An 8724-nucleotide genomic window follows, 5' to 3' on the forward strand; every position below is an offset into this window, starting at 1 on the left:
AGACTATTTCATTGTTTCTGCAGCATTGATTGCGGCATGGCGTCCGGAATAAGAAGCAAATCCAAATGCGTGGCCGGAGAAGAAGTCAGGGTAGGTCGGTCCGACCATATTGGAGACTTCCAAGCCGGCAGCATAGAGTCCGGGTATCGGTTTGTGATGTGTATCCAGAACTTGATGCTGTCTGTTCGTGACCAAGCCGCCGTAGGCGCTGAAGAAGTAAGACTTAAGCTTCAGAGCGTAGTACTTCTTGCCGTTGATCGGTTTCAGATAGCGGCGATCTTTCAAGAACATCGGATCGTGCTGAAGTTCGCAGGTCTTGTTGTACTCGGCGACCGTTGCTTCAAGGTTCTTGGCAGGAACGTTGATCTTCTTAGCCAATTCAGCAATACTGTCGGCTTCTTTGAAACCGTCGCTGTCTACTGCTAATGCATCTTTGATGTCCTGCTGGAGGTTCTTGAGCTGTGTGCCGACCGGTACCAAAACGCCGATGCCCGAATCAATACCCTTGGTCATGCAGTAGTCGATTGTATTGGTATCGAAGATGGCCCAGCCATAATGGTCGTGTTGAGCATAAATGCCGTTGGCGGCTTCGCTGAAAGCGTTGCTGGTAGATTCGTCTGTGAATCTCTGGCCGTCGGAGTTGACCCAGAGGTTGAAGGGCTGCCAAGAAACGGCATAAAGGTTGCTGAGGAACTTAATGCCTTTACCTTCTGTACCAAGGTGGCCGATGAAGCTGACCGGGCCTCTTTCTGCACCGATCTTAGTGGCCATCACAATTCCGTCACCGGTCTTGTTGATAGGCACGGAACTCTTCCAGCCTTCAGGATCTCGATGCCCCCATTCTTTAACCTTCTGCGGATCGTCACCGAAGCTTCCGGAAGCCAAGATTACGGCTTTGCTGTTGATGGTATAAGTATTGCCTTTGGCATCTTTGGCAACAACGCCGACGACTTTACCGTCCTTGGTAATGAGGTCGGTTGCAGGCGTAGAAACCATCGTTGTGACGCCTAATTTATCGGCGGCATCTTTCATGCCTTTGATCAGGCCGGCGCCGTGGTTGGTGCCTTTGTAGTTCTTGATGATGTGCCAGGTGTTGTCTTTGTCCGGTGTTTCGCGGCGGACTTCAAATTCAATTCCGTGAGAGGCGAGCCAGGAGATGTTTTCACCGGAACCTTCGACGAAATCCTTGTTCTTGTAGGGATCGACTAAATGGTTCTGTTTTTTAATAAAGGCTTCATAAGCCTGCTGGCGTGTCAAAGGATCGCTGCGTAAGCGGTTCCATTCGGAATCTACGGCAAACAAGCCTTCGGCGTGCTGGGAGTTGCCGCCGACGTACGGATTTTTTTCAAGAAGAACGACTTTTTTGCCGAGTTCTGCGCCTTGAACGGCAGCAGAGAGGCCGGCAGAACCGGCGCCGACAACGACTAAGTCCGTATTGATCGTTTGATTGGCGGCAAAAGAAGCGCAGCCGAAGCAAAGGACGACGGAGGCAGTCAATAACTTGATTGCGGGTGAACTCATTTTTGATGCTCCTTGTAGATTCCTTGAGATGATTGCAGGTTAACAAAAGCAGAAAAAATGAAGTGTTCAATGGGAAACACTTTCAAAGGAAAGGAAGTGATTGCCGTCAATTTAGTTAAGTGGTTAACGCTTTTTGAGGCTAAAAGCCGGAAACTGAAGAGAAGAAGTTGGTCGTGGCTTTAAGACAGAGGTTAGAGGAGAAGAAGTCCAAAAAATCCTTGAATAGATGCTGATCCTTTAATGATTTTCTTAGTATCAATTATGTATCAACAAAATTGATATATATCACTCGTATCAATTTCAAGTATTAAATACTAAAAATCAATAAGATAAAAATTTTAGTAATTTTTATCCCCATGATTATCACAACATCACTTTTTTACTTATTATTAAAAGTAAATAATGAATTACTTTCGAGCGAATGTAATTGCGAAACTCTCTTAACAGGAATTCAAAATTAGAGGGGGTGTTAAGAGATTCTTCGAAATCGAGTCATCTCGTTGGACAACGAAGCTTGCAGCCATAAGAAAGAACATTAGGCGGCTGATTTAAATCAGAGCAATGTAAGGGAAATCCTAAGTTTTGGTTCTGTTTTTGGAGATTAACTTTTTTATGATTTTGGAAACCTCAAATTCCATAAAAATCAACCGTCATGAATTGGCTGCTGTCGCTCATTTTTGATACTTCATCCTTCGCGCACGGATTCCTTGTCTACAGTGTCATCATTTCCTTGGGCATTTGTCTTGGGCGCAAAAAAATCTTCGGGCTTTCATTGGGCGCAACTTGTGTTTTGTTTGTCGGTTTGATCGTGGGTTATGCCGGTGTCAAAGTGGACCCGGGAATGATGGCATTCTTTAGAAATTTCGGACTGGTTCTTTTTGTTTTCTTTATCGGACTGCAGGTTGGTCCGTCTTTCTTTGCGACGTTTAAGAGCAGCGGATTCGAGCTGACCGGCTTGATGTTGCTCGCTGTCGGATTAAGTCTTTTGATTACGATCTCACTGTATTTCATATTTTCGAGCAGTATTTCTCTTCCCGAGATCTTAGGCATCATGTTTGGGGCTGTCACTAGCACGCCCGGCCTCGGTGCAACACAAGAGGCTCTTCAGTCATTAGGCTCCAAGCAGGATATTACTGTCGGGTATGCCTGCGCTTATCCGTTTGCGATCCTTTCTGTGATAGGCGTCATTCTTGGTCTGAAGAAGTTATTTGAGGTTAATTTAGCCCAGGAGGACAAATACTGGGAGGAAGCTCAGCAGGTTAAGAACAGAGCTCCGATTTACTATCACGTTAAAACAACAAATAAAGCGCTTCAAGGCATTACCTTGAGAGAAATCAGGGAAATAATCGGCCGTCCCTTCATCTGTTCAAGAGTTATGCATAACGGCACGATTACCAGTCCTACCGCCGACAGCTATATTTATTTGGGTGATCGTCTGCGAATTGTTTCCAATGCAGAACATAAGACTGCGGTTTGTGCCTTTTGCGGAGAAGAAGATCCATCCATTGACCTTGCCACCGCTCATTCGCCGATACGTAACGAAAGAATCAGAGTGACTGACAGCAAAATGAACGGAGTGATGATTGAGGATCTCCATCTGTCCAGATTTGACGGAGTCAACATCACTCGAGTAACGAGAGCAGGCGTCACATTTTTTCCTTACAACACGCTTCGCCTCCAATTGGGGGACACTTTAAGCTGCGTAGGTCCTAAAAATGCCATTGCCCGTTTGGCAGCATTGATGGGTAATCGAGAGAAGCAGCTGGAAAAACCCAACGTGGTGGCAATTTTTGCCGGTTTGGCTTTCGGTGTGATTATCGGAGCCTTTCCGATTGCTTTTCCCTATATGCCGGTCACGATTCAGTTGGGTTTAGCGGGCGGCCCTCTGATCGCTGCCATTCTTCTCGGTTACTTCGGACCGAGGTTCCATTTAGTCACTTACACGACTCATTCCGCCAATCTCATGCTTAGAGAGTGGGGACAGGCATTTTTCCTCGCCAGCGTAGGGTTGGCGGCCGGGGAGCCTTTCTTCAATTCGTTTCTCAATGGAAGCGGCTTCTTTTACGTCGCTTTGGGCCTGCCGATCACCATCATTCCGTTGGCAACGGTCGGTATTTTGGCAAGAACCCGCTACCACATGAATTTCCATTCGATTGCGGGTCTTTTAGCCGGATGTTCAACCAATACCTCCCTGTTAGGATTTGCTTCCAGTTTGTCGGACAAAGGTATAGCTCTAATTTCTTATTCAACTGTGTATCCGTTAGCCATGTTCTTGAGAATTATCTCTGGACAAGTATTGCTAATGCTTCTTTGGACGGCTTGAACAAAAACCCCCGACAGCTGTTAGAGATTTCCGGTGTATACGTATTTCAGCTTCTTCTCAGCAATATCCTTCAGCCGATAGATGGTTTCAGCAGGAGTAGGCGGCAGATCATCGACCTTATATCGCGGGAAAAACCGACTCAAATGCAGAGGAATCTCAGGCGATATGGAAGCGATCCATTCAACCTCCCGTCCTATTTCTTCCGGATCGTCGTTCTTTGTCGGGATCACGAGTGTGGTGAGCTCTACATGACATTTGTGTTCGACCGCAGCTTTGATAAATTCCTTAACGGTGTCGAATTCGCCCTTAACGTACCGATAAAACTCGTTTGAAAATCCTTTCAAATCGATATTCAAAGCATCGACGTGCGGCAAAAGTTCATCGGCATACTTCCTAACGAGGCCTCCGTTGGTTACAACCACGGATTTCAGTCCGGCTTCATGGAGAAGTTTCGATGTGTCCCGGATAAATTCAAAACACACCGTCGGTTCGTTATAAGTAAATGCAACGCCTATATTTCTGGGTTCCTGCTTGCTCAAGTCAACGGCAAGATCCGTCAGGCCTTCAGGCGTAATCAAGCGGTGAGGGCAGTTGTCGGGTCCCGCCATCGAAATCGACGCATTCTGGCAGTACGGGCAACGCAGGTTGCAGCCGTAGCTGCCGTAAGAAAGGATATAAGTTCCGGAGCAGAAACGCATCAGCGGCTTCTTTTCGATGGGATCCAAGGCTAGGGAAGTCGCCTGTCCGTAATTGATAGGAACAATCTTCCCGCCGATATTGGATCTTGCTCTGCAGAAGCCGATCTGACCTTCTCTCAGCTTACAGAACTTAGGACAAACGTCACAAAGAACTTGTTCACGGTTCATATCAGGAATGTCTTACGACTTTGAAGCGATAAAGCTGAACGGATTCGTTTTCAGCAATACCGGCCTTTTGTTTGGCGATGCTGACTTGCTGAGCAACCGAGTCCACGCCTTCGAGATCCGGCAGGAGCAAGCCGCGGCGGCTTCCTTTTTCAACGATGACGCCGTAAACTTTCGGATCGAGTTCGTCTTCAGACGAGATCTTTTCAGCCGGTTCCAGGACATCAACCTTGTAAACAAGATATTTCAGCTCTTCAGGCTGGACAGGCGGGAAGCGCGGGTCTCGAGAGCAGGCAGAAACACCGTTGGCGATGATTTCGAGCGCGATATTGGCTTGAGTCGGTTCTGTTGTACCGATGCATCCCCTCAGACGTCCGTGTTCGTGCAGAGATACAAACACACCGGCTCTTTTATCCATCATGTCGGCCGGAAGATTATTCGGAAGAGGAGCGTATTGGCCGGTCTTCACAAAAGTTTCAACGCTCAAACGAGCCAGTTTTACATACGGATCTTCTTTGTCGAGTCTCTCGTGATATTCCTTATCCTCAATAGCTTCGAGCTTGTCCAAGAAATCGCGATCCGAATCAGAACCTTCGCCTTCAAAGGTGGCAACGCCGTAACCAACACCGAACGGACCTTCATAAGACAGAACGTGAGCGTCAACGTTTCTGCGGTCAAAGGCACCGGCCATAATGACAAAGGAACGATGGCCGCATTCGGCAGCCGATTCGCAGATTTCCGGCTTGATGGTCATCATGCGCAGGAAGTCGGCGTCTTCAAAACATTCCATCAGTTCTTTATCGAACTTAGGGCCTTCCGGCGAGAATCCGTAGGGACCTTCGGCGGTGAGTTTATGAGACAAGTCACCGCTTGCAATCATCACGACACGCTTGTCGGTTTTATCGGCAACAGCAGAAATCGCTTCGCCTAAACGATAGTGATCGGCAATTGAAAGGCCGGACAGACCGACTCTGACCAACTCAAAATCATTCAGATAATCTTCTAAGAAGAGAAGCGGAACCACGGTGGCATGGTCCAAAGAAGGATCGCGTTCGCCTAAAGTGCCTGCGTGCATATGATGCTCCTGGCAGTAGCTTTCAAGCTGATGAACGAAATCTTCGTCGTAGGGAATTTCGACTTTTGCTTGAGGAGCATTAAAGCGAGATAAATCGCCGCAGGCGCTCTTGCCCGGAGAAATATGAAAATAATCCGCATACATCACGGTGTGCGGAGTCGTCAGAACCACAGTGTCCGGTTTAAAGCGGGCTAAAAACCGCATAGCCTGTTGGTAGGCATTGATGGTGTGCTGAATTCTTTTTTCTTCGCCTCTGCCGACTTCAGGAATAATAAGCGGCGGATGAGGTACGGCGACGGCAGCGAGTACTGGCATTTCATTGACTCCCTTGAACGAACCAATGGCAGGTCGTTCTTTCATTGCGATTTTTCAAGTATGGACTTGAAGAAACGAATCTGAGCCGGAGGAAAGCCAGATTGAGTAAATTTTCCGTGGTTTAGGATCTAAGTCGATAAGTCTTTGTCCTCTCCTAACTCGGTAAATCAATCCTTATGTAAATCAGTCCAGCTCAAACCGAATTTAGCTAAGTACTTTCTCAGTCGATCTGAGTTATTCGTTGACTTCTTTTCTGAAAGTGAGTGAGCGAAAAGTTTACGGCTGGCATCAGCGAGATTCTTGGAGGATTGGCAAACTTCGATGACTTTTTCTAACTGGCAACGGTCAAAGAGATCGAGTTCTTTCCATTGCTCCTCGGAAAGAACCGGCGGCAGAGAAGGTTTCTCACTTTCTGTTTGTCCTTCCGGGTACCACTGCCTGAGCAGTCGATTCCATTCGGATTCGACATCACTTTCGGTAATTCGCCCGCCTTCCGAAAGCGTAGACATTCTCGTGACCGCACCGGACAAGTCCCGGAAGTTCGACTTCCATAAGGCTTCAGAGGAATTGGATAAAGAAAGAAATTTTTCTCTAGCTTCCTTGTTAAAACTAAACAGATTTCCGGTAGTTAATGAAACCTGCTGAAGTTCATAATCCAGGTTCGGTTCAATGTCCTCGTGTCTGTCTTTCAGCGAAGGAATGTTGAATGACCAAAGCTGAATACGGGCGAGAAGGTCTTCACGGAACTTTTTCTCTTTAACCATCAGGGAAAGATTTTTGTTGGTACCGCAAATCAGCTGGAAGTCGCTCGTGACCTCGCTGTCGGAACCCAACGGGAAAAACCGCTTTTCTTCCAGGGCTCCAAGCAGCATCGCCTGTTCATCCAGTCCGAGCTCACCGATTTCATCGAGGAAGAGAAGGCCACCGTCAGCGGCTTTGAGCAGGCCCTTACGATTTTCAACGGCGCCGGTAAATGCACCTTTGACATGGCCGAAGAGTGCAGACATACAGGCGTCGCCTCTTAAAGTGGCGCAGTTGAGTTCTACAAAATTGCCACTAACCATGCGTTTTTGCTTCTTCCACTCGTAAACGAGGCGAGCCATCTTGGTTTTGCCGACGCCGGTTTTGCCGGTAAGGAGAATAGGTGCCTTAGATTTGACGCTGACCGTTGCCAATTCACGAATCATCTCATTGAATTTGGCATTCCGAGTTTCAATCCCTGACTTCAAAAATCGAATACCGTCTTTCTGCTCCTGATGGAATCGTTCGGCAATCTTGTCATACTTGGAAAGATCAAGATCGATGATCGTATAGGTTCCGTTCGGATTCCGAGATTTCTGCATGTGTGTTTGGAGAAGTTTTCCCGGAATATGGCGTGATTCGGTCAGAAGGAAGAGACAGATCTGAATGACATGAGTACCTGTCGTGATGTGAACCAAATACTCTTCATTGTCCGTATCAAATTTATAGTCTTTTAAATTGTCGAAGATCCCGCTGTAGACTGTCTGAAAATCCCAGGGATCCTTTAGAACAACTTCGCGGAGATTGAATTCGGTTTCGGGCGAGACTTGCTGAAAGTCTTTCTGAACCAGCTGAGCTAGGTCCAAGAAGTTCTTTTCATAAAACAATTCGAACCTATCTACAAGAAGGTCGTCCTGTTGAGCTAAAGAAATCGTCGGACGCCAACGTCCCCAGCGAGCCTTTCCGCCTAGATCTAGATTCGTTCCCAGAAAGCCTAATACGACAATTTTCTTTTTCATTGGACTATAAATTTTTATATAAAGTTATATAAAATTATAGTTTTTAATAAGGCTAGAATTACGTTTGATTTTCTCTTTATCGATAATTATTTGATTTATCGAAATATTGAAAACTTGGCACGGCTCTTGCAGTAAGAATGGCAGATAGTAAAAAGGAAAAAACAAAATGGAAACTTTAAAAATCGACGGAAGCATCGGCCACGGGGGCGGCCAGATTCTTCGTTCCGCTTTAGCGCTTTCTGCCATTCTCGGAAAACCATTCGAAATGCACTCCATTCGAAAGGATCGCAACCAATCCGGTCTGCGCAGACAGCATCTTTGCGGTGTTTTAGCTACTGCCGAAATTTGCGGAGCAAAACTTGAAGGTGCTGAACTCGGTTCAGAGGATCTTCTCTTTATCCCTAAAAAGATTAAAGCAGGAACTTATCAGTTTGCTGTGGACACAGGAGGGAGTGTCTCGCTGGTCCTTCAAAGCGTGCTTCTTCCGTTAGCAGTACAGAAAATGAAATCTCACATTTCTGTCGCCGGCGGAACATATACGCCGCAAGCTCCGACAGCGGAATTTTTTGCAGAAACCCTTGTTCCTCGTATGAACCAGATGGGTTACTCAATCCAAGCTGAGATTGCGAGAGCAGGATTTTTCCGAATCGGCGGAGGATTAGTTAAGGTCGACTGTTGCAGAAAAGACACCTTCATGCCGGTTTACTGGATGAACAAAGAGACACCGCGGAAGTGTTTCATTCAGATCGTCACGACTCAGTTTCCGGAGAAAACCACGCTCAAGATTGCAAAGCTGATCCGAGAAGAACTCAGCAAGATGAGAAACATGATTCCGTGTCAACTACCTCGGCCTAAAGGCCGAGGCTT

General features: G+C 46.8%; 6 protein-coding genes. 2 read left to right on the forward strand and 4 right to left on the reverse strand.

The window, feature by feature from the left end; translation table 11 throughout:
- Positions 1-3: 3 nt before the first annotated feature.
- Positions 4-1521 (reverse strand): FAD-dependent oxidoreductase, encoded by a 1518-nt coding sequence (locus tag HMPREF9439_RS04175; protein ID WP_008863841.1) that lies wholly within the window; start codon positions 1519-1521, stop codon positions 4-6.
- 652 nt (positions 1522-2173) lie between these two features.
- On the opposite strand from HMPREF9439_RS04175, the gene HMPREF9439_RS04180 reads away from it, so the two are divergent.
- Positions 2174-3844, forward strand: coding sequence for a putative transporter (locus tag HMPREF9439_RS04180; protein ID WP_008863842.1), 1671 nt, complete (start codon positions 2174-2176; stop codon positions 3842-3844).
- 20 nt (positions 3845-3864) lie between these two features.
- Here HMPREF9439_RS04180 and amrS read toward each other — a convergent pair whose 3' ends face one another.
- The 3 genes from amrS to rtcR form a co-directional block, all read right to left on the reverse strand.
- Entirely contained in the window at positions 3865-4710 is an 846-nt protein-coding gene (amrS, locus tag HMPREF9439_RS04185) for an AmmeMemoRadiSam system radical SAM enzyme (RefSeq protein WP_008863843.1), read from the reverse strand.
- Position 4711: 1 nt separating this feature from the next.
- Positions 4712-6142 carry an AmmeMemoRadiSam system protein A gene (amrA, locus tag HMPREF9439_RS04190; protein ID WP_008863844.1) on the reverse strand — a complete coding sequence of 477 codons (1431 nt, stop codon included), beginning with the start codon at positions 6140-6142 and terminating at the stop codon, positions 4712-4714.
- Positions 6143-6264: 122 nt separating this feature from the next.
- Positions 6265-7857 (reverse strand): RNA repair transcriptional activator RtcR, encoded by a 1593-nt coding sequence (rtcR, locus tag HMPREF9439_RS04195; protein ID WP_008863845.1) that lies wholly within the window; start codon positions 7855-7857, stop codon positions 6265-6267.
- A gap of 166 nt (positions 7858-8023) precedes the next feature.
- Here rtcR and HMPREF9439_RS13430 point away from each other — a divergent pair.
- Positions 8024-8724, forward strand: a 701-nt coding sequence (locus HMPREF9439_RS13430) for an RNA 3'-terminal phosphate cyclase (protein ID WP_008863846.1), incomplete at its 3' end; no start/stop codon positions are given.

This window comes from Parasutterella excrementihominis YIT 11859, from assembly GCF_000205025.1.
GTDB lineage: Bacteria > Pseudomonadota > Gammaproteobacteria > Burkholderiales > Burkholderiaceae_F > Parasutterella > Parasutterella excrementihominis.

Coding starts and splice junctions, on each gene's coding strand:
- amrA (WP_008863844.1), bottom strand. CDS start 6,142: ATGAAAGAACGACCTGCCATTGGTTCGTTCAAGGGAGTCAATGAAATG.
- rtcR (WP_008863845.1), bottom strand. CDS start 7,857: ATGAAAAAGAAAATTGTCGTATTAGGCTTTCTGGGAACGAATCTAGAT.
- amrS (WP_008863843.1), bottom strand. CDS start 4,710: ATGAACCGTGAACAAGTTCTTTGTGACGTTTGTCCTAAGTTCTGTAAG.
- HMPREF9439_RS04175 (WP_008863841.1), bottom strand. CDS start 1,521: ATGAGTTCACCCGCAATCAAGTTATTGACTGCCTCCGTCGTCCTTTGC.
- HMPREF9439_RS04180 (WP_008863842.1), top strand. CDS start 2,174: ATGAATTGGCTGCTGTCGCTCATTTTTGATACTTCATCCTTCGCGCAC.